Source organism: Mycobacterium sp. 852002-51961_SCH5331710 (genome assembly GCF_001665535.1).
Lineage (GTDB): Bacteria > Actinomycetota > Actinomycetes > Mycobacteriales > Mycobacteriaceae > Mycobacterium.
The window spans coordinates 46,660-64,170 of record NZ_LZSQ01000106.1; the positions used below are offsets into that span (position 1 = coordinate 46,660).

The window sequence follows — 17,511 nt, forward strand, 5'->3', positions numbered from 1 at the left end:
CCGGTAGAACGTACGGGTATGGCGTTCAACGTCTACACGGGTGAGCCCGACGGCACCGCGGTGCCGACCGCGGCCCAGCTCGGTCTGGAGCCGCCCCGATTCTGCGCCGAGTGCGGCCGGCGGATGATCGTCCAGGTGCGCCCCGACGGCTGGTCGGCGAAATGCTCGCGACACGGGCTGACCGATTCGAAAGATCTGGAACAGCGATGAATGACACTGCCGCGCCGAAGATCTCGCGTATCCGCGCGACGCTGACGGTGGTGGTGTCGCTGGCGGCGGTCGGCGCACTGACCGGCGCACTGTGGGCGTGGCTGGCGCCGCCGATCCACGGCGTGGTCGCGCTGGCGCGTGACGGCGACCGTGTCCGCGCCCATCTGGGCAACGAGGGTGACCACTTCTTCGTCGCGGCGTTCCTGCTCGTCGGCATGCTCTGCGTGGTGGCGGTCGTCGCGGCGACGGCGGTATGGCAGTGGCGGGTGCACCGCGGCCCGGCGATGACGGCCGCGCTGGTGACCGGATGCATGCTGGCGGCGGGCGTGGCCGCCGGTGTGGGAGCGCTGCTCGTGCATCTGCGGTACGGGACCATCGACGTCGCCGCCGCGCCGGTGACGCCCGAACATCGCGTGCACTACGTCACCGAGGCGCCGCCGGTGTTCTTCGGGCACTCGCCGATACAGGCGGTGCTGACGGTCCTGTTTCCGGCAGCCGTCGCGGCGCTCGTGTACTCGCTGGCCGCCGTGTCGACCGCGCGCGACGATCTCGGCGCATGGCCGCCGGTCGAGGTGCCGGCATTCGTTCCGCCGGCCGCCCCGGCGGTTACAGCGGAGAGCGCTCCACCCGCCGGCCCGTCATCACCTTGACCGCGATACGGACCAGCCGCGTCATGCCGACGTAGGTCATCGGGTTCAGCAGCGTCGGCCAGGTCGTGCGCACCAGGTGCTCCGAGAGCGGCTTGCCATCGAACCGGTCGATCAGCCAGCGGAGCGCCATCGGCGCCGACATCGGGTGCAGCAACATGTGCTCGCTGAACAGGTCCCGGTGATAGGTCACCGAGGCGCCGCCGCTGCGGTAGATCTCCGTGAGCTCGTCGATGTCGTCGACCGCGACGATCCGGTCGTGCACGGCCTGCACGATCAGCACCGGCGGCGTCGGCACCGCGGTGCCCAGTTTGATGCTGTCGAAGACGTGCTTGACCTCGGGCAGGTCCAGGATCTCGTTGAGCGGCCGGTCGACCAGCTTGCCCATGTCCATGCCCGCGAACCGCAACACGGCCTGCGCGGTGGTCATGTCCTGGATACGCAACAACATCGCCTTGCCGGTTTCGGTGGCGTGTTCCTGGATGACCCGGTCGAGGTCCGGATAGACGTGGCTCAGCGCCGCGACCACCATCGCCGGCAGCCCGGAGTACAGGCTGCCGTTCAGCCGCCGGTAGGCGTGGCCGAGGTCCCCGACGGGGGAGCCGAGCACCGCGCCGACAATGTTGAGCTCAGGCGCGTACTGGCCGTGCACCTCGGCCGCCCACGCCGACGCCAGCCCGCCGCCCGAGTAGCCCCAGAGGCCGATGGGGGCCGATTCGCTCAGCCCGAGGCGCTCGCTGTTCACCGCGGCGCGCAGGCCGTCGAGGATGCGGTATCCGGGCTCGTACGGCGTGCCCCAGATGCCGTGGGCGCCCTCGTGGTCGGGCACCGAGACCGCCCACCCCTCGGCGAGGGCCGCGGCGATCAGCAGGAACTCCAGCTGGGCCAGGGCGCCGGTGGCCACCGCCTTGCGGCGCAGCGCGTACGACGGGAAGCAGCGCGAGGACACGGCGTCGATCGCGCACTGGTAGGAGATCACGGGCACGACGCTGCGGTTCGCCCGTTCGGCCGGCACGATCACCGTGGTCACGGTGGCCTCCGGTTCACCGTTCATGTCGGTGGTGCGGTACAGCAGCTGCGTTGCGGTGAATTTCTGCGGGATCAGACCGAAAAAGGCCAGTTCAACGTCCCGACTGCGCAGCACGGTGCCGGGTTCGGCGTGCTGGAAACCGCTCGGCGGTTCGTAGAACGGATCGTCGGCCGGAAGCAGCGGACGGGCGCCGCGCGACAGGTCTTCGTGGGGTACGTGCCCGATCCACTCGGCACCTGAGGCTGGCGCGGCGTTGCCCAGAGACATTTCGCCATTGTTACTTAAGGAAGCCTTAAGAATCCAGTCGACTCACCCGGGCGGGCGCAGGGCGGCGAATTCGTCGGTCACCCGGTAACGCGCTTCGGTGAAGCGATACAACGCCGCCGGCCTGCCGCCGCTGCGGCCCGACCGCGCCGTGGTGCCCGTGCGGGTGATGACGTTGCGACGTTCGAGCACACGTTGCAGATTGGTGGCGTCGACGTGGTGACCGAGTGCGGCGCTGTAGATGTCCCGCAGCGCAGACAGCGCGAATTCGGTTGGCGCCAAGGCAAATCCAATGTTCGTATAGGACAGTTTGGCGACCAGGCGGGTGCGGGCGTGTTCCACCATCGTGCCGTGGTCGAACGCCATCGGCGGTAGCTCGCTCACCGGATGCCACCGGGTGTCCGGGGGCAGTTCCGGCGTCGCAGGGGAGGGCACCAGCCCGAGGAACGTCGACGCGATGGTCCGGTCGCCGGGGACCCGGTGTGGGTCGGAGAAAACGGCGAGTTGCTCGAGGTGGGCAAGCTCACGCAGGTCGACCTTCTCGGCGAGTTGGCGGCGGACGGAGCTGGTCATGTCCTCGTCGTCGCCGAGTCGCCCGCCGGGAAGCGACCATCTGCCGCGCTGCGGATCGAGTGCGCGCTGCCACAACAGCACGTGAAGTGCTGGTTTCCGGTCGGTTGGCTTCTCGGTGTCTTCTCGGACCTCCCGAACCTGGAACACGGCGGCGAGCACCTCGTGCGCGGTGCTAATATGTGCCATGTTTTCGATTGTAAGTCGAAAACCCGATTTGGACGAAGGAGGCGGCCATGACGGTTTTGGACCGTATGCCCGCAGACGACCTCTCGAGCCGCATCGTCGACGGCCCCACCGGCTTCTCCGGGGTCGAGGGCGACCAGGAATGGGCCGCCGAGGTTCGTCGCCTTGCCGATCTACGGGGCGCGACGCTGCTGGCGCACAACTATCAGCTGCCCGCGATCCAGGACGTCGCCGATCACGTCGGTGATTCCTTGGCGCTGTCGCGGATCGCCGCCGATGTCAGTGAGAACACCATCGTGTTCTGCGGCGTGCACTTCATGGCCGAGACCGCCAAGATTCTGTCGCCGGACAAGACGGTGCTCATCCCGGACCAGCGGGCGGGTTGTTCGCTCGCCGACTCCATCAACGCCGACGAACTGCGCGCGTGGAAGGCCGAACATCCCGGCGCGGTCGTGGTGTCCTACGTCAACACCACCGCAGCGGTGAAGGCCGAGACCGACATCTGCTGCACGTCGTCGAACGCGGTCGAGGTGGTGGCATCGATTCCCGAGGACCGTGAGGTGCTGTTCTGCCCGGATCAGTTTCTGGGCGCACACGTCCGGCGTGTGACCGGTCGCGAAAACCTGCACGTGTGGGCGGGTGAATGCCACGTGCACGCCGGGATCAACGGCGACGAGCTCGCCGATCAGGCCCGCACACACCCCGATGCCGAACTGTTCGTGCACCCCGAATGTGGTTGCGCGACATCAGCTTTGTACCTCGCGGGGGAGGGCGCATTCCCGGAGGAGCGGGTCAAGATCCTGTCCACCGGCGGGATGCTCGATGCCGCGCGCGAGACCGGCGCCCGCCAGGTGCTGGTCGCGACCGAGGTCGGGATGCTGCACCAGTTGCGCCGCGCCGCACCGGGAGTCGACTTCATGGCGGTCAACGACCGCGCCTCCTGCAGGTTCATGAAGATGATCACCCCCGCCGCGCTGCTGCGCTGTCTGGTGGAGGGCAAGGACGAGGTGCACGTGGATCCCGAAACCGCCCGGTTGGCGCGGGCCAGCGTGCAACGCATGATCGAAATCGGCCAGCCCGGCGGCGGAGAATGACCCGCCCGGCGGCCTGCGGTGCCGGCAGGTGGGCCGGTCACTGGCAGCAGCGCGCTGACGTCGTCGTCATCGGCACCGGCGTGGCCGGGCTGGTGGCGGCGCTGGCCGCACACCGCCTTGGCCGAAAAGTCATGGTGCTCAGCAAGACCGGTGACACCGCGACGTTCTACGCCCAGGGTGGTATCGCGGTCGTGCTGCCCGACGCGCTGCGTGAGGACGGCGACTCGATCGAGTCGCACATCGCCGACACGCTCACCGCGGGCGCGGGACTCTGCGACCCCGACGCCGTGCGCTCGATCGTGACCGACGGATACCGCGCCGTGGCGGAACTGGTCGACCACGGCGCGCGGTTCGACGAGTCGACACGGGGATCGTGGTCGCTGACCCGCGAGGGTGGCCATTCGTGGCGCCGGATCATCCATGCCGGCGGTGATGCGACGGGCGCGGAGGTGCAGCGAGCCCTCAACGGCGCGGCCGCCACACTCGACATCCGCCACAACCACGTCGCGGTCGAGATCTTGCAGGATGCGGGTGCGGTCACCGGCGTGCTGGTGCTCAACGACGACGGTCCGGGGGTGGTGCACGCGCCGTCGGTGATCCTCGCGACCGGCGGATTGGGCCATCTCTACTCGGCGACGACGAACCCCGAAGGATCGACGGGTGACGGTGTCGCGCTGGCCAGTTGGGCCGGAGTCCCGATCAGCGACATCGAGTTCGTCCAGTTTCACCCCACCATGCTCTTCGATGGGCACACTGCGGGCAGGCGTCCGCTGATCACCGAGGCCGTCCGCGGCGAGGGGGCGAAACTCGTTGACTCCGAGGGCCGGTCCGTCACCGAAGGTGTGCACCCGATGGGTGACCTGGCACCGCGCGATGTCGTGGCCGGTGCGATCAACGCCCGCATGGAGCAGACGGGAGCGCCGTGCGTGTTCCTCGACGCCCGGCGAATCGACAATTTCGAGAAGCGATTTCCGACGGTGACCGCGGCGTGTCGTGCGGCCGGCATCGACCCGACGCTCGAGGCTATCCCCGTGCTGCCCGGCGCCCATTACAGCTGTGGCGGCGTGGTCACCGATGTCTACGGACGCACCGAACTCGAGGGGCTGTTCGCCGCGGGCGAGGTTGCACGCACGGGCATGCACGGCGCCAACCGATTGGCGTCGAACAGCCTGCTCGAGGGCCTTGTGATCGGAAGCCGGGCCGGAAACGTCGCCGCCGCACACGCTTTGGTCAGCGGGCCCGTGACGGCGCGGCCGCCCGAGCCCGTCGTACGGCGGGCGCTGCCGCGGGCCGACCTGCAGCGGGCGATGACGAAGAACGCCGGCGTGGTCCGCGATGCCGACGGTTTGTGCGTCCTGGCCAAGGAACTCGATACCGCGCCGACACGGATCATCGCGTCGCGCGCCGATTTCGAGGACGCGGCGCTGACCACCGCCGCGGCGGCCGTCGCTGCGGCAGCGTTGACCCGTACCGAGTCTCGAGGGTGCCACCATCGCCGCGATTACCCGGACACCGACCCGGCACAGGCACGCTCCCAGCTCCCGGCGGGGGTGTGCTGCTGATGGAGCTGAGCGCCGACGAGCTCACCGAGGCTCGCAGGGTGATCGCCCGCGCCCTCGAAGAGGACCTGCGTTACGGCCCGGACGTCACCACGCTGGCAACGGTGCCCGCGGATGGCCGGACGACGGCGTCGATGGTGGTCCGCGCGCCCGGTGTGATCGCGGGTGTGGACATCGCGCTGCTGGCCTTTGACGAGGTAATCGGCACCGACAATTACCTGGTCAGGCACCGCGTCGAGGACGGTGCCCGGCTCGAATCGGGCGGTGTCGTGCTCACCGTGGAGGCTCCGACCCAAGGACTGCTCACCGCCGAACGCACCACGCTGAACCTGGTCTGCCACCTGTCGGGGATCGCCACCGCGACGGCGGCATGGGTCGATGCGGTCTCCGGAACGGGGGCCAAGATCCGCGACACGCGAAAGACGTTGCCGGGCTTGCGTGCACTGCAGAAGTACGCCGTGCGCGTCGGTGGCGGCGTCAACCACCGGATGGGCCTCGGCGACGCGGCGCTGATCAAGGACAACCATGTCGCGGCCGCCGGGTCGGTGGTGGCGGCGCTGCGGGCCGTGCGCGCGGCCGCGCCCGAACTCGAATGCGAAGTCGAGGTCGACTCGCTCGAGCAGCTCGACGAGGTGTTGGCCGAGAATGTCGAACTCGTGCTGCTCGACAACTTCCCGGTGTGGCAGACACAGATCGCCGTGCAGCGCCGCGACTCTCGCTCGCCTGCAACGAAACTGGAGTCGTCCGGCGGGCTCTCGCTGGAGAGTGCCGCGGAGTATGCGGGCACCGGCGTCGACTATCTGGCGGTCGGGGCGCTGACGCACTCGGTGCGGGTGCTCGATATCGGACTCGATGTCTAGATCGGCCGATAGCATCGAGCGCGTGGATGAGGATGCGTCGCGCCGGCTCACGTTGTTGGTCGGCATCAGCCTGGTCATAGCCGTCGCCGCGCTCGCACTCGCGGGGTGGACGTTGTACAAGACGAGCGAATCCGAGCCCGAATACGACTCAACCCAGGTTGCCGACGCGAAAGCCAAGATCTGCAGCGCGGCCGACGTCGTCCGAAAAGGCGTCACGCTCAACACGAATATGCAGCCCGAAGGCGGCGCCCAGGACGTCACCGGCGCGCAGGCGGTGGCCGCCAACGCGCGGATCTCGTTGTACGACGGCGGTCAGTACCTGCTCGACCGGCTCGATCCGGCTACGCCGGTGGTGCTCACCGAGAAGGTCCGCCAATTCGCCGACCACCTGATGGACATCGGCGCCAACGCCACGGCGGGGGTGCCCAACGACGATCCGGCACAGGCGAAGCGGCTCGCCGACGCCGACGCCGAGAACAAGAGCATCACCGAGCTCTGCAAGTAGCTCAGCGACCCAGCAGAGTCCTTGCGGCGACCTTCGAGGCCTCGAGCGCTGTCGTGTCGCCGGCGATCCGGGAGAGCAGCAGCGCGCCCTCGACGAGCGCGATCAAGGCCAGCGCGGTCTGCTCGGCCTCGCCCTGTGTCCAGCCGTCGGCACGCAACCGGTCGGCGACGGCGTCCCGCCAACCGGTGAATGCGGCTCGCGACGCTTGCCGGACCAGCGCGCTGGCGTCGACCGATTCGGTGGCGATCGGTTCGATGGGGCAGCCGTCGCGCGGATCGGCGGTGAGCCCCGAGGCCATCAGGTCGATCCAGCCGTCGATCAGGTCGGGCACCGGCGATTGTGTGGCGAGCAGTGCGCGAAGCCGCTGCTCGATATCGGCGCCGACGCGCTGGACAACCGCGGCCGCCAACTGCTGCTTGCCCTCGGGGAAGTGGTGGTAGAGCGAGCCCGCCTTGACGTCGGCCGTCTCGAGGATCTGGTTGACCCCGGTGGCGGCGTAGCCCTGCCTGCGGAACAGTTGTGCCGCGGTGTCGATCAGTGCGGTGCGGCTGCGGTCCGGACGAGGCATCCCTTGACTTTACTAGAAAGATCGCTCAAGAATAGTTGAGCGATCATTCCAGAAGGGATTCGGCATGCGGCAACTGATGTTCGAAGAGGCTGGTAAATACGTGTGGCGGGAGGCGCCCGAGATTCAGCTGACGGGTCCGGGCCAGGCTCTTGTTCGACCGTTGGCCGTGGCGTGCTGCGACCTCGACGTCGCCGTGGTGGCCGGTAGGTTGCCGATGCCGCCGGGTCACGCGGTGGGGCACGAGGGCGTCGCCGAGGTGGTGGCGGTCGGTGAGGACGTGCGTGGGGTGAAGGTCGGCGACCGGGTCATCGTGCCGTTCCAGATCAGCTGCGGAGAGTGCAGCGCTTGCCTGCGGGGTGCGACCGGATCCTGCTCGGCGCTGCCGTTGATGGCGATGTATGGGATGGCGCCGCTCGCGGGACTCGACGGCGGCGGGTTCATGGCCGATGTCGTGCTGGTGCCATACGCCGACGCGATGCTGGCGCGGTTGCCCGAGGGGGCGGATCCGGTTGGCGTTGCTTCGATGTCGGACAACATTCCGGATGGTTGGCGCGGCGTCGGCCCTTACGTCGACGAATTGGTGGCGCTTGCGCCGGCCGACCGACGGGTGCTGGTCGTTGGTCGGCTGTCGATCGGCCTGTACGCGGCGGCGACGGCGGCCGTGGCGGGTATGCACGTCGACTATGTGGACACCGACCCGCAGCGGCTCGCGGTGGCTGAGAAGTTGGGTGCGGTCGTGCATGACCGAGAGAGGCCCGACAAGAGCGCCGATCCGTATCCGGTGACGGTGCACACGTCAGCGGATCCGGGGCTGCTGGCGGCGGCTTTACGGGCGACGTGGCCGGATGGGGTGTGCACCGACACCGGCATCTACGCCCAGGGCTCGGTGGAGATGCCACTGCTGCCGATGTACACGCGCGGGGTCCGGTTCGTCACCGGGCGGGTGAACGCGCGGGCGGTGATGCCGAAAGTGCTGGAACTGTTTGCCGGACAAGACCTTTCGCCGGTCGTCGAGCGTGTCGTGCCGTGGGAGGAAGCGCCAGAAGCGTGGGCGGCGATGCGAGGCAAGACGGTGTTCAGCCGGGTGTAGCTCAGGCGATGTCGGCGACGAAAATGCCCATCTTCTTGGCCTGAACGCGGGCCATGAAAGGCAGGCCTTCCGCGTTGCCACCCGCCGGCACGATCCGCGGATTGACGATGTGGACCGTGCGCGAGCCGTAGAGCAGGTCGGCCTCGCCGGCGGCGAGCACATTCTTCACCCAGTCGGTCTTGCCGTGGCCGAGTGCGATCGCTGCGGTATCGCCCTTGCGGTAGACAGTGACAATCGTCTCGTACGGCTTTCCGGACTTTCGGCCGCGGTGTTTGATCTTTGTCATACCGGGCATCAGCCGGGAAATCGGCTTGATCAACTTGTTCAGGTATCTGACCTGCAGATTTTCGAACCACGGCGGGAACACCATCGGCACGCCGGGTGCATTGTTCGGGTGCTCGCTGGCTCGCATGGCGCCTCCATAACCGATTTGGTCTGCTCTGGGAGAATGGACAGCGTGAATCTATCGTCGTCCCCGATCGCACGCATCGACTTGCGGGGTGCGCGGCTGTCCGCAGCGCGCCTGCGGTCCGCCCTGCCGCGCGGCGGAGTGGACGTGGACGCCGTGGTTCCGAAGGTCCGCCCGATCGTCGACGCGGTCGCTGAGCGGGGCGCCGAGGCGGCGCTGGAGTATGGCGAATCGTTCGACGGGGTGCGACCCGCACAGGTTCGCGTCCCCGCAGCTGAGCTGAATAAGGCGCTCACTGAGCTGCCGTCCGACGTCCGTACCGCGCTCGAGGTCGCCATCGAACGCGCCCGGGCCGTCCACGCCGATCAGCGTCGTACCGACACGACGACGACGCTCGCCCCGGGCGCCACCGTCACGGAGCGCTGGGTGCCGGTCGAGCGCGTCGGCCTGTACGTGCCCGGCGGCAACGCCGTCTACCCGTCCAGCGTCGTGATGAACGTCGTGCCCGCACAGACCGCGGGGGTCGACTCGCTCGTGATCGCCAGCCCGCCGCAGGCCCAGTTCGGCGGCTTACCGCACCCGACGATCCTGGCTGCCGCCGCACTGCTGGGCGTCGACGAGGTGTGGGCCGTCGGCGGAGCCCAGTCGATCGCCCTACTGGCCTACGGCGGCACCGACACCGATGGCGCAGAGCTGGCCCCCGTCGACATGATCACCGGCCCCGGCAACATCTACGTCACCGCAGCCAAACGCATCTGCCGATCGCAGGTGGGCATCGACGCCGAGGCCGGCCCCACCGAGATCGCCATCCTGGCCGACCACACCGCCGACCCCGTCCACGTCGCCGCCGACCTGATCAGCCAGGCCGAACACGACGAGATGGCCGCCAGCGTGCTGGTCACCCCCAGCATCGAATTGGCCGACGCGACCGACCGCGAACTGGCCAACCAACTGCAGACCACGGTGCACCGCGAGCGGGTGACCGCCGCGCTCGGCGGTAAGCAGTCGGCGACCGTTCTCGTCGACGACCTCGATGCCGGCATCCGGACCGTCAACGCCTACGCCGCCGAGCACTTGGAGATCCAGACCCTCGACGCGCGCGAGGTGGCCGGTCGAATCCGTTCCGCCGGAGCGATCTTCGTCGGACCCTATGCACCCGTGAGCCTCGGCGACTACTGCGCCGGCTCCAACCATGTGCTGCCCACCGCCGGCTGCGCACGGCACTCCAGCGGCCTGTCGGTGCAGACGTTCCTGCGCGGGATCCACGTCGTCGACTACGACGAGGCCGCGCTGAAAGACGTCTCCGGCTACGTGATCACGCTCGCCGAGGCCGAAAACCTACCCGCGCACGGCGAAGCGGTGCGGCGGAGGTTCGAAAGGTGACGGTCGGGGAGAAGGTGACGCTCGACGATCTGCCGCTGCGGTCGGATCTGCGCGGCAAATCGCCGTACGGCGCACCGCAACTGGACGTTCCGGTGCGATTGAACACCAACGAGAACCCGCACCCACCGACGCGGGCGCTGATCGATGACCTGACGGCGTCCGTCGCCGCCGTCGCGGGCGACTTGCACCGCTATCCGGACCGGGATGCGGTCGCGCTGCGTACCGACCTCGCGGCCTATCTCACCGCGCAGACCGGCACACAACTGACCGTCGAAAATCTCTGGGCGGCAAACGGTTCCAACGAGATCCTGCAGCAACTCCTGCAGGCCTTCGGCGGGCCCGGTCGCAGCGCCCTGGGTTTCGTGCCCTCGTACTCGATGCACCCGATCATCTCCGACGGCACCCGGACCGCGTGGCTGGTGGCCAACCGGGCCGACGACTTCAGCCTCGACATCGACGTCGCCGTGGCGGCCATCGGCGAGCGCAACCCGGACATCGTGTTCGTGGCGAGCCCGAACAATCCGTCGGGACAGAGCGTTCCGCTCGACGACCTGCGACGCCTCCTCGACGCCATGAGCGCCGGCGTGATGATCGTCGACGAGGCGTACGGCGAATTCTCCTCGCAACCGAGCGCGGTGCGCCTCATCGACGAGTATCCGACCCGGCTTGTCGTCAGCCGCACGATGAGCAAGGCGTTCGCATTCGCGGGCGGTCGGCTCGGGTACCTGGCCGCCGCCCCCGCGGTGATCGACGCGATGCTGCTCGTCCGGTTGCCGTACCACCTGTCCTCGGTCACGCAGGCCGCCGCCCGCGCGGCGCTGCGTCACGCCGACGACACGCTCGGCAGCGTCGCCACCCTCATCGCCGAACGCAACCGTGTCACAGAGTCTCTGTCCGACATGGGTTTTCGAGTGATCGACAGCGACGCCAACTTCGTGCTGTTCGGCGACTTCGCCGACGCACCCGCTACCTGGCAGCGCTACCTCGACGCGGGCATCCTCATCCGCGACGTCGGCATACCCGGATACCTCCGCGTCACCATCGGTCTGGCCGAGGAGAACGATGCGTTCCTCGCAGCGAGCGCTCGCCTGGCCGCCACCGAACTATCCCCAGTAGGAGCATCGTGAACGAACCCCGCCGCGCGACGATCGAGCGCAAGACCAAAGAGTCCGACATCGTCGTCGAACTCGACCTGGACGGCACCGGACAGGTGTACGTCGACACCGGTGTGCCGTTCTTCGATCACATGCTCACCGCGCTGGGCAGCCACGCGAGTTTCGACCTGACCGTGCGCGCCAAGGGTGACGTCGAGATCGAGGGGCATCACACGATCGAGGACACCGCGATCGTGCTGGGGCAGGCGCTCGGCCAGGCGCTAGGCGACAAGAAGGGCATCCGCCGGTTCGGCGATGCCTGGATCCCCATGGACGAGACGCTCGCGCACGCCGCCGTCGACGTGTCCGGGCGGGCGTACTGCGTGCACACCGGCGAGCCGGATCACATGCTGCACTTCACGATCGCCGGTTCCTCGGCGCCGTACCACACTGTGGTCAACCGGCACGTGTTCGAGTCGGTGGCGATGAACGCCCGCATCGCCCTGCACGTGCGCACGATCTACGGTCGCGACCCCCACCACATCACCGAGGCGCAGTACAAGGCCGTCGCACGCGCGCTGCGCCAAGCCGTCGAGTACGACCCACGTGTGACCGGTGTGCCGTCAACGAAAGGCACTCTGTGACAAATCAAGTCGTCATCCTGGACTACGGTTCGGGCAATCTGCGCTCGGCGCAGCGCGCGCTGGAGCGCGTCGGCGCCGATGTCACGGTCACACCCGACGCCGACGCGGCGATGAACGCCGACGGCCTCGTGGTGCCCGGCGTCGGCGCGTTCGAGGCGTGCATGGCCGGGTTGCGCAAGATCGATGGTCCGAAGCTGATCGCCGACCGGGTCGCCGCCGGTCGTCCCGTTCTGGGCGTATGCGTCGGCATGCAGATCCTGTTCTCCCGCGGCGTGGAGTTCGGCGTCGAGACCACCGGTTGCGGCCAGTGGCCGGGCGCCGTCGTGCGCCTTGACGCGCCGGTGATCCCGCACATGGGCTGGAACGTGGTCGACGCCCCCGAAGGCAGCACATTGTTCGCAAGCATGGAGCCGGGCACCCGCTTCTACTTCGTGCACTCGTACGCCGCCCAGCAGTGGGAGGGCAGCCCCACCGCCAAGCTGACATGGGCCACCCACCACGTGCCGTTCCTCGCCGCCGTCGAGGACGGTCCGCTGTCGGCGACGCAATTCCACCCCGAGAAAAGCGGCGACGCCGGTGCCGCATTACTCGCCAACTGGGTTAGGGCATTAGGTTGACCACCGATGAGCGCCGGCGCGAAGAGGAGACCACCACAGTGTCGGAACGACTGATTCTTCTTCCCGCCGTCGACGTGGTCGAGGGCCGCGCTGTGCGCCTGGTGCAGGGCCAGGCCGGCAGCGAGACCGAATACGGATCCGCGTTGGATGCCGCGCTGACGTGGCAACGCGACGGCGCCGAGTGGATCCACCTCGTCGACCTCGACGCCGCGTTCGGCCGGGGCAGCAACCGCGAACTGCTGGCCGAGGTGGTCGGCAAGCTCGACGTCGCTGTCGAACTGTCCGGCGGTATCCGCGACGACGATTCGCTGTCGGCGGCGCTCGCGACCGGTTGCGCGCGGGTGAACCTCGGCACCGCAGCGCTGGAGAATCCGCAGTGGTGCGCGAAGGTCGTCGCCGAACACGGTGAGAAGGTGGCCGTCGGACTGGACGTGAAGATCGTCGACGGAGATCACCGCCTCCGCGGTCGCGGTTGGGAGACCGATGGCGGTGACCTCTGGGAAGTGCTCGAACGGCTTGACAGAGAAGGTTGTTCTCGCTTCGTCGTCACCGACGTCACCAAGGACGGCACGCTCAACGGACCGAACCTCGAACTGCTGTCGAAAGTCACCGACCGCACCGACGCCCCGGTGATCGCATCCGGAGGTGTGTCGAGCCTCGACGACCTACGAGCCATCGCCACGCTGACCGACCGTGGCGTGGAGGGAGCGATTGTCGGAAAAGCGCTGTACGCAGGGCGATTCACGCTGCCTGAAGCGCTGGCCGCGGTGGAGCGGTAATGGCGCTGGACGCGGCCGACCTCGACGCCCTGGTCGCTGAGGCCGCGCAAATCCTCGACGACGCGTCGACCCCGTTCATCGACGGACACCGCGCGGACTCCGCCGTGCAGAAGAAGGGTGACGACTTCGCCACCGAGGTCGATCTGGCCATCGAACGCCAGGTCGTCGAGGCGCTGACCGCCAGAACCGGGATCGAGGTGCACGGCGAGGAATTCGGCGGCGCGGACCTGAAGTCGCCACTGGTGTGGGTGCTCGACCCGATAGACGGCACGTTCAACTACGCCGCGGGCTCACCGATGGCCGCGATCCTGCTCGGGCTGGTGCGCGACGGTGAGCCGGTCGCCGGACTCACCTGGGTTCCCTTCACCAAGGAGCGCTTCACCGCCGTAGTGGGAGGACCCCTGCGCTACAACGGTGTCGAGCAACCGCAACTGGAGCCGGCGGAGCTCTCTGATTCGATGGTCGGGGTCAGCACGTTCAACGTCGAATCCCGCGGCAAGGTGCCGGGACGCTACCGACTCGCCGTCATCGAAACCCTGAGCCGCAAGTGTTCCCGCATGCGCATGCACGGCGCCACAGGTATCGATCTGGCCTATACGTCGGCGGCAATCCTCGGTGGCGCAATCAGTTTCAGCGGCCACGTATGGGACCACGCCGCCGGGGTGGCGTTGATCCGCGCGGCGGGTGGCATCGTGACCGATCTCGCGGGCAACGACTGGACCGTGGACTGCCCGTCTGCGCTCGCCGGTGTCCCCGGCGTGCACGGGGAATTGCTCGACCTGCTTGCCTCGGTTGGCGATCTCAAGGACTTCTGATGGACGTGAAGGACCTCGCCGTACGGGTCATCCCGTGCCTGGACGTCGACGACGGCCGGGTCGTCAAGGGCGTCAACTTCGAAAACCTGCGCGATGCGGGTGATCCCGTGGAGCTCGCCGCGGCCTACGACGCCGAGGGCGCCGACGAACTGACATTCCTCGACGTGACGGCCTCGTCGTCGGGACGAGCCACCATGCTCGAGGTGGTCAAGCGCACGGCCGAGCAGGTGTTCATCCCGTTGACGGTCGGCGGCGGGGTGCGTTCGGTGGCCGATGTGGACGTGCTGCTTCGGGCGGGGGCGGACAAGGTGGCGGTCAACACCGCGGCGATCGCCCGCCCGGAACTGCTTGCGGAATTGTCTCGGCAGTTCGGCTCGCAGTGCATCGTGCTGTCGGTCGACGCCCGCACGGTGCCGGCGGATCAGGAGCCCACGCCGTCGGGGTGGGAGGTCACGACGCACGGCGGGCGCCGGGGCACCGGGTTCGACGCCGTCGAATGGGCAACGCGGGGAGCCGAACTCGGCGTCGGCGAGATCCTGTTGAACTCGATGGACTTCGACGGCACCAAGGCCGGTTTCGATCTGCCGATGATTGCGGCGGTGCGCGGCGCCGTCAACGTCCCAGTAATAGCCAGCGGCGGCGCTGGGGCACCCGAACATTTCGCCCCCGCTATCGCTGCCGGGGCGGACGCCGTGCTGGCCGCCAGCGTGTTCCACTTCCGTGAGCTGACGATCGCGCAGGTGAAGGAGGCCATGGCGGCCGAAGGGATAACCGTCCGATGACACTCGATTCCGACATCGCGTCGCGACTCAAGCGCGACGCCAACGGGTTGGTCACCGCCGTGGTGCAGGAGCGCGGCACCGGCCAGGTGCTGATGGTGGCGTGGATGGACGATCTGGCGCTGGCCCGCACGCTTGAAACCCGTCGCGGAACCTACTATTCGCGGTCGCGGCAACAGCACTGGGTCAAAGGGGAGACCTCGGGCCACACACAGTACGTCCACTCGGTGCGCCTGGACTGTGACGGCGACACCGTGCTGCTGGAGGTCGATCAGGTCGACGGCGCCTGCCACACCGGCGATCACAGTTGCTTCGATGCGGATGTGCTGCTCGCGCCGGAGAACGGCTGAGTTCTACAGGTCGATGATGCGGGTTGCTTTCGCACGCGCAGTCCACCGGCCTTCGTCGTAGCCGACGACCACGGGATGGGCGAACGCGGCGCTGACGTTGTCCGTCGTCACTGTGTCTCGCGCCGGTCCGATGGCGGTCGTCCGCCCCTCGGCGATCAGCAGCGCGTGCGTCGTCGTGGTCGGCAACTCTTCGAGATGATGGGTGACCAGGATCGACGCGACGTCGGGATGGGTCTCGTCGAGCGAGTCGATGGTTTCCAGAAGCTGTTCGCGCGCAGCCACATCCAAACCCGTGGTGGGTTCGTCGAGCAGCAGCAGCTTCGGTTCGGAGACCAGGGCGCGGGCGATCAACGTCCGCCCCCGCTCACCCTGCGACAACGTCGGCCACACGTCAGCTGCCTTGTGCGACAATCCGACCGCATCGATCATCGCGTCCACCCGGGTGCGTTCGTCCGCGCTCGGCGTCCACCGCATCGGGGTGTCGATGGTGCCCGTGATGCCGGTCGACACCACCTCGCGTACCGACAGCGAATACTGCAGTCGGTGCCGCGGGTTGACGTGACCAATGGAGCGGCGCAGGCGCGCCAGGTCCACCCGGCCCATCTGCTCACCCAGAATGCGCACGGTGCCCGTCGTCGGGAACTGCATCGCGGCGCAGAAGCCGAGAAGAGTGCTCTTGCCCGCTCCGTTGGGTCCGAGCAGCGCCCAGTGCTCGCCGGCGTGAACGGTCAGCGAGATGCCGTCGAGAATCTGCTTGCCGTTCCGGCGGAACGTGACATCGGCGAGTTCGAGGACCGGCGTCATGCCGACTGGCGTTGCCGCAACACTTCCAAGGCCTTGTCGGCGTGGCTGTCCATGCTGATCTCCGACGCGATCACGGCCAAAACGGTGCGATCCGTGTCGATCACGAACGTGGTCCTCTTGACCGGCATGAACTTGCCCAGCAGGCCTCGCTTCACGCCGAACTGCGTGGCGACCGCCCCGTCGGCGTCCGACAGCAGCGGGTAGTCGAACCGCTCCTTGTCGGCGAACTGTGCCTGCTTGTCGACCGCGTCGGTGCTGATCCCGACGCGGCGCGCGCCGACCGCGGCGAACTCCGCGGCCAGGTCACGAAAGTGGCAGGCCTCCTTGGTGCAACCCGGCGTCATTGCGGCGGGGTAGAAGAACAGCACGATCGGGCCATCGGCGAGCAGCTCGCTGAGGCTCCGCACCTTGCCCCTCTGGTCCGGCAATTCGAACTCGGCAACTCGGTCACCCGTCTTCATGAGCGTCACGCTACGCCGCGAACCTGAAAAGCGTTGGTGTGGGACGCGGTTACCGTGAGAACCTCATCTCGATGGTGGATCTCGACGCGTTCGTCGCCGACGGTTACGTGAAGATCGACGCCGCGGCGCCCCGCCGTGTCGCCGATGCGGCGCGCGCGGCGTTGTGGCAACAGCTGGGGCTGGCGCCCGACGGACCGGAGAGATGGGTCGAACCCGTCCGCTGGGCCGGCGACATGACCGGTGCCGGCCCGTTCGGTGAGCTCATACGAAGCCCGAAACTCGCTGCGGCGCTGGATCGCATCTGCGGTCAAGGCGGTTGGTCACCGAGCCTCGCCTTGGGAAACATCCCCGTCCGATTTCCCGTATCGCCGCCGAATGACGACCGCGGCTGGCACATCGACGCCAACACGCCCGAGGCCGACGGGGGATGGGCGGTCACCGGTCGCCCCCATACCGTCCTGCTGCTCACCCTGCTGTCCGACGTGGGCCCCGACGACGCTCCCACGCGGATCAGGGTCGGCTCCCACCGCGACGTGGCCCGCGTACTGGGACCCGAGCCGCTCGGCCTCGCCGAGATGGGCCGGCTCGTCGACGACGCCAGCGCGGCGCGTCCCGTGGCGCTCGCCACGGGCCGGCCCGGCGACATGTACCTGCTGCACCCGTTCACCGCGCACGCCGCGGACGAGCATCGGGGCACGACACCGCGGTTCATGGCGCAAACGCCGATCATGCTCACCAGCCCGCTGACACCCACGTCGTCCTCACCGCTGGGATGCGTCTGGGACACTTGACG

At 68.2% G+C, this 17,511-nt stretch carries 22 protein-coding genes; 16 read left to right on the forward strand and 6 right to left on the reverse strand.

The window, feature by feature from the left end:
* Positions 1-18: 18 nt before the first annotated feature.
* Both bsaP and A5752_RS18150 read left to right on the forward strand, forming a co-directional pair.
* Entirely contained in the window at positions 19-210 is a 192-nt protein-coding gene (gene bsaP, locus A5752_RS18145; RefSeq protein WP_064395549.1) for a biotin synthase auxiliary protein BsaP, read from the forward strand.
* Positions 207-860 (forward strand): DUF2567 domain-containing protein, encoded by a 654-nt coding sequence (locus A5752_RS18150; protein WP_067088294.1) that lies wholly within the window; start codon positions 207-209, stop codon positions 858-860. The genes bsaP and A5752_RS18150 overlap by 4 nt, the downstream gene beginning before the upstream one ends.
* Here the strand turns inward: A5752_RS18150 and A5752_RS18155 are convergent.
* Together A5752_RS18155 and A5752_RS18160 are read right to left on the reverse strand one after the other, a co-directional pair.
* Complete coding sequence (locus A5752_RS18155; protein ID WP_067088295.1) at positions 817-2,154, reverse strand: lipase family protein; 1,338 nt, start codon at positions 2,152-2,154, stop codon at positions 817-819. The genes A5752_RS18150 and A5752_RS18155 overlap by 44 nt on opposite strands.
* 42 nt (positions 2,155-2,196) lie before the next feature.
* Positions 2,197-2,910, reverse strand: a complete 714-nt coding sequence (locus A5752_RS18160) for an NUDIX hydrolase (RefSeq protein ID WP_067088297.1) — start codon at positions 2,908-2,910, stop codon at positions 2,197-2,199.
* A 47-nt stretch (positions 2,911-2,957) separates the two neighbouring features.
* Here A5752_RS18160 and nadA point away from each other — a divergent pair, with 47 nt between their 5' ends.
* The 4 genes from nadA to A5752_RS18180 are packed head-to-tail and all read left to right on the forward strand — an operon-like array spanning position 2,958 to position 6,925.
* Entirely contained in the window at positions 2,958-4,001 is a 1,044-nt protein-coding gene (nadA, locus tag A5752_RS18165) for a quinolinate synthase NadA (protein WP_067088299.1), read from the forward strand.
* The gene (locus A5752_RS18170) at positions 3,998-5,563 is read left to right on the forward strand and encodes an L-aspartate oxidase (RefSeq protein WP_067088301.1); all 1,566 of its coding nucleotides are present in this window, start codon (positions 3,998-4,000) and stop codon (positions 5,561-5,563) included. Before nadA ends, A5752_RS18170 begins: the two co-directional genes overlap by 4 nt.
* Positions 5,563-6,420 carry a carboxylating nicotinate-nucleotide diphosphorylase gene (gene nadC / locus A5752_RS18175; protein WP_067088423.1) on the forward strand — a complete coding sequence of 286 codons (858 nt, stop codon included), beginning with the start codon at positions 5,563-5,565 and terminating at the stop codon, positions 6,418-6,420. The genes A5752_RS18170 and nadC overlap by 1 nt, the downstream gene beginning before the upstream one ends.
* Before the next feature lie 22 nt (positions 6,421-6,442).
* Positions 6,443-6,925 (forward strand): hypothetical protein, encoded by a 483-nt coding sequence (locus A5752_RS18180; protein WP_067088303.1) that lies wholly within the window; start codon positions 6,443-6,445, stop codon positions 6,923-6,925.
* Position 6,926: 1 nt separating this feature from the next.
* On the opposite strand, the gene A5752_RS18185 is transcribed toward A5752_RS18180, so the two are convergent.
* Positions 6,927-7,493 (reverse strand): TetR/AcrR family transcriptional regulator, encoded by a 567-nt coding sequence (locus A5752_RS18185; RefSeq protein WP_067088305.1) that lies wholly within the window; start codon positions 7,491-7,493, stop codon positions 6,927-6,929.
* 64 nt (positions 7,494-7,557) lie between these two features.
* Between A5752_RS18185 and A5752_RS18190 the strand changes: the two genes are divergently transcribed.
* A complete protein-coding gene (locus tag A5752_RS18190) occupies positions 7,558-8,583 on the forward strand; it encodes a zinc-dependent alcohol dehydrogenase (protein ID WP_067088307.1) in 1,026 nt (341 codons plus the stop codon).
* Position 8,584: 1 nt separating this feature from the next.
* Here the strand turns inward: A5752_RS18190 and A5752_RS18195 are convergent, their stop codons facing one another.
* Positions 8,585-8,995, reverse strand: coding sequence for a nitroreductase family deazaflavin-dependent oxidoreductase (locus tag A5752_RS18195; protein ID WP_067088309.1), 411 nt, complete (start codon positions 8,993-8,995; stop codon positions 8,585-8,587).
* A 36-nt stretch (positions 8,996-9,031) separates the two neighbouring features.
* Between A5752_RS18195 and hisD the strand changes: the two genes are divergently transcribed.
* From hisD to hisI, 8 genes are read left to right on the forward strand one after another with little or no spacing between them, the layout of a single operon-like run.
* Positions 9,032-10,375: a histidinol dehydrogenase gene (hisD, locus tag A5752_RS18200; protein WP_067088311.1), complete on the forward strand. Its 1,344-nt coding sequence runs from the start codon at positions 9,032-9,034 to the stop codon at positions 10,373-10,375.
* Positions 10,372-11,502 (forward strand): histidinol-phosphate transaminase, encoded by a 1,131-nt coding sequence (locus tag A5752_RS18205; protein ID WP_067088313.1) that lies wholly within the window; start codon positions 10,372-10,374, stop codon positions 11,500-11,502. Before hisD ends, A5752_RS18205 begins: the two co-directional genes overlap by 4 nt.
* Positions 11,481-12,113 carry an imidazoleglycerol-phosphate dehydratase HisB gene (gene hisB / locus A5752_RS18210; RefSeq protein WP_502686749.1) on the forward strand — a complete coding sequence of 211 codons (633 nt, stop codon included), beginning with the start codon at positions 11,481-11,483 and terminating at the stop codon, positions 12,111-12,113. The genes A5752_RS18205 and hisB overlap by 22 nt, the downstream gene beginning before the upstream one ends.
* Positions 12,110-12,730, forward strand: coding sequence for an imidazole glycerol phosphate synthase subunit HisH (gene hisH, locus A5752_RS18215; RefSeq protein WP_067088317.1), 621 nt, complete (start codon positions 12,110-12,112; stop codon positions 12,728-12,730). The genes hisB and hisH overlap by 4 nt, the downstream gene beginning before the upstream one ends.
* Before the next feature lie 50 nt (positions 12,731-12,780).
* Positions 12,781-13,509, forward strand: coding sequence for a bifunctional 1-(5-phosphoribosyl)-5-((5-phosphoribosylamino)methylideneamino)imidazole-4-carboxamide isomerase/phosphoribosylanthranilate isomerase PriA (gene priA, locus A5752_RS18220; protein WP_197500667.1), 729 nt, complete (start codon positions 12,781-12,783; stop codon positions 13,507-13,509).
* Positions 13,509-14,324, forward strand: a complete 816-nt coding sequence (locus A5752_RS18225) for an inositol monophosphatase family protein (RefSeq protein ID WP_067088318.1) — start codon at positions 13,509-13,511, stop codon at positions 14,322-14,324. The genes priA and A5752_RS18225 overlap by 1 nt, the downstream gene beginning before the upstream one ends.
* Positions 14,324-15,106: an imidazole glycerol phosphate synthase subunit HisF gene (hisF, locus tag A5752_RS18230; protein WP_067088319.1), complete on the forward strand. Its 783-nt coding sequence runs from the start codon at positions 14,324-14,326 to the stop codon at positions 15,104-15,106. Before A5752_RS18225 ends, hisF begins: the two co-directional genes overlap by 1 nt.
* Positions 15,103-15,453, forward strand: a complete 351-nt coding sequence (hisI, locus tag A5752_RS18235) for a phosphoribosyl-AMP cyclohydrolase (protein WP_067088321.1) — start codon at positions 15,103-15,105, stop codon at positions 15,451-15,453. Before hisF ends, hisI begins: the two co-directional genes overlap by 4 nt.
* Before the next feature lie 3 nt (positions 15,454-15,456).
* Here the strand turns inward: hisI and A5752_RS18240 are convergent, their stop codons facing one another.
* Together A5752_RS18240 and A5752_RS18245 are read right to left on the reverse strand one after the other, a co-directional pair.
* Positions 15,457-16,257 carry an ABC transporter ATP-binding protein gene (locus tag A5752_RS18240; RefSeq protein ID WP_067088322.1) on the reverse strand — a complete coding sequence of 267 codons (801 nt, stop codon included), beginning with the start codon at positions 16,255-16,257 and terminating at the stop codon, positions 15,457-15,459.
* Positions 16,254-16,718: a peroxiredoxin gene (locus tag A5752_RS18245; RefSeq protein WP_067088427.1), complete on the reverse strand. Its 465-nt coding sequence runs from the start codon at positions 16,716-16,718 to the stop codon at positions 16,254-16,256. Before A5752_RS18245 ends, A5752_RS18240 begins: the two co-directional genes overlap by 4 nt.
* Before the next feature lie 71 nt (positions 16,719-16,789).
* Between A5752_RS18245 and A5752_RS18250 the strand changes: the two genes are divergently transcribed.
* Positions 16,790-17,509 (forward strand): phytanoyl-CoA dioxygenase family protein, encoded by a 720-nt coding sequence (locus A5752_RS18250; protein WP_067088429.1) that lies wholly within the window; start codon positions 16,790-16,792, stop codon positions 17,507-17,509.
* Positions 17,510-17,511 lie beyond the last annotated feature (2 nt).

What these genes read in the sequence shown, in the direction of transcription:
- A5752_RS18185 (WP_067088305.1), bottom strand. Translation starts at nt 7,493, where the DNA reads ATGCCTCGTCCGGACCGCAGCCGCACCGCACTGATCGACACCGCGGCA.
- A5752_RS18195 (WP_067088309.1), bottom strand. Translation starts at nt 8,995, where the DNA reads ATGCGAGCCAGCGAGCACCCGAACAATGCACCCGGCGTGCCGATGGTG.
- hisF (WP_067088319.1), top strand. Translation starts at nt 14,324, where the DNA reads ATGGACGTGAAGGACCTCGCCGTACGGGTCATCCCGTGCCTGGACGTC.
- A5752_RS18150 (WP_067088294.1), top strand. Translation starts at nt 207, where the DNA reads ATGAATGACACTGCCGCGCCGAAGATCTCGCGTATCCGCGCGACGCTG.
- A5752_RS18225 (WP_067088318.1), top strand. Translation starts at nt 13,509, where the DNA reads ATGGCGCTGGACGCGGCCGACCTCGACGCCCTGGTCGCTGAGGCCGCG.
- hisI (WP_067088321.1), top strand. Translation starts at nt 15,103, where the DNA reads ATGACACTCGATTCCGACATCGCGTCGCGACTCAAGCGCGACGCCAAC.
- hisD (WP_067088311.1), top strand. Translation starts at nt 9,032, where the DNA reads ATGGACAGCGTGAATCTATCGTCGTCCCCGATCGCACGCATCGACTTG.
- A5752_RS18190 (WP_067088307.1), top strand. Translation starts at nt 7,558, where the DNA reads ATGCGGCAACTGATGTTCGAAGAGGCTGGTAAATACGTGTGGCGGGAG.
- A5752_RS18250 (WP_067088429.1), top strand. Translation starts at nt 16,790, where the DNA reads ATGGTGGATCTCGACGCGTTCGTCGCCGACGGTTACGTGAAGATCGAC.
- A5752_RS18160 (WP_067088297.1), bottom strand. Translation starts at nt 2,910, where the DNA reads ATGGCACATATTAGCACCGCGCACGAGGTGCTCGCCGCCGTGTTCCAG.
- A5752_RS18240 (WP_067088322.1), bottom strand. Translation starts at nt 16,257, where the DNA reads ATGACGCCGGTCCTCGAACTCGCCGATGTCACGTTCCGCCGGAACGGC.
- A5752_RS18170 (WP_067088301.1), top strand. Translation starts at nt 3,998, where the DNA reads ATGACCCGCCCGGCGGCCTGCGGTGCCGGCAGGTGGGCCGGTCACTGG.
- A5752_RS18155 (WP_067088295.1), bottom strand. Translation starts at nt 2,154, where the DNA reads ATGTCTCTGGGCAACGCCGCGCCAGCCTCAGGTGCCGAGTGGATCGGG.
- bsaP (WP_064395549.1), top strand. Translation starts at nt 19, where the DNA reads ATGGCGTTCAACGTCTACACGGGTGAGCCCGACGGCACCGCGGTGCCG.
- A5752_RS18245 (WP_067088427.1), bottom strand. Translation starts at nt 16,718, where the DNA reads ATGAAGACGGGTGACCGAGTTGCCGAGTTCGAATTGCCGGACCAGAGG.
- nadA (WP_067088299.1), top strand. Translation starts at nt 2,958, where the DNA reads ATGACGGTTTTGGACCGTATGCCCGCAGACGACCTCTCGAGCCGCATC.
- nadC (WP_067088423.1), top strand. Translation starts at nt 5,563, where the DNA reads ATGGAGCTGAGCGCCGACGAGCTCACCGAGGCTCGCAGGGTGATCGCC.